Here is a 1051-nt window from a genome sequence, read left to right on the forward strand (position 1 = left end):
CGTGTCGCGCGGGTTGTTCAGGTAGTCCTCAAACACCGGGCTTTCGGCCGCCTCAAAACCGGACTGCACCAACCAATGTCCGTAGAGCCACTGGTAGGCGGACCGCATGGTCGCATACGGCCCCTGGTGGCGCAACACAGCACACCAAGTACCACCCAGCGTAAAGGGTTCCAGCGGCGGATGGGGTGCTCCGCAGTCTGACGGCAAACTCAGGCCCTCGCGGGATTGCAACTGCGCCTCGGGCACTGCAAACGGGTCGTCGTAATACACGGCCATCCAGCGCATGTCAGACCGGGCCAGACCTTGTGCCGCCATGCGGGTAAAGGCCACCTCGAACGCCTTGCCGACTTGCATGTAGGGGCCGCGGTGCGCAATGCCAGCCAGTTGCACAGTGGGAACAAAGCGCACCTCCACCGTGTAAGCATCCAAACTTACATCACCCGCAGCCAGCGCCTGCCGAAACGCCACATGGCTGCCCTCGGCACGGTAGCGTGTGGGGCTCATGCCATACAGGGCGGTGAAGGCGCGGGTAAAAGACTGGGCATTGGGGTAACCGCATTTGCGCGCCACCTGCTCCACCGGCAGCGTGGTGTTGGCCAGGTAACCCGTGCCCCGCGCCAGCCGCAGGCGCCGCACGGTGTGGGCAATACTCTCGCCATACAGCGCCTGGTAAACACGGTGCCAGTGGAAGGGCGACAGGTGCGCCACTCGCGCCAGCTTGTTCAGGTCCAACTCTTCGGCCAAGTGGTCGTGGATGTAGGCGGTGACCCGGCTCAGGCGCTCCTGGTAGTCGGTCCAGCTATGGCTTTTGTTCATTCATGCGTTGGGGTTTGTTGTACTGAGGCCGATGGAGACGGTAATGTCCCCATTGGCATGGTACTGCTCGTATTCTGCAATGAAGGTCTTGACCAGGTCGCTGCGCTGCCAGATGGTTTGCCAGGCGGCACCCACCAGGTCAAACCGTCCCTTCTCCACAGCAAACACAGCGCGTGGTGAGGCCGGCACCACCACCCGCACCATGCCCGCGGGCACCGGCGCATCGGGCGCCACG

General features: G+C 63.3%; 2 protein-coding genes. Both read right to left on the reverse strand.

Annotated features, from left to right (window positions below; all coding sequences use genetic code 11):
* On the reverse strand, window positions 1–816 hold an 816-nt coding region (locus AC097P_RS24935), incomplete at its 3' end, for an AraC family transcriptional regulator (RefSeq protein ID WP_479613095.1).
* The coding region (locus tag AC097P_RS24940) for a hypothetical protein (RefSeq protein ID WP_479613096.1) at window positions 817–1051 on the reverse strand (235 nt) is incomplete at its 5' end.

This window comes from Rhodoferax sp. ZS1R8, from assembly GCF_056521325.1.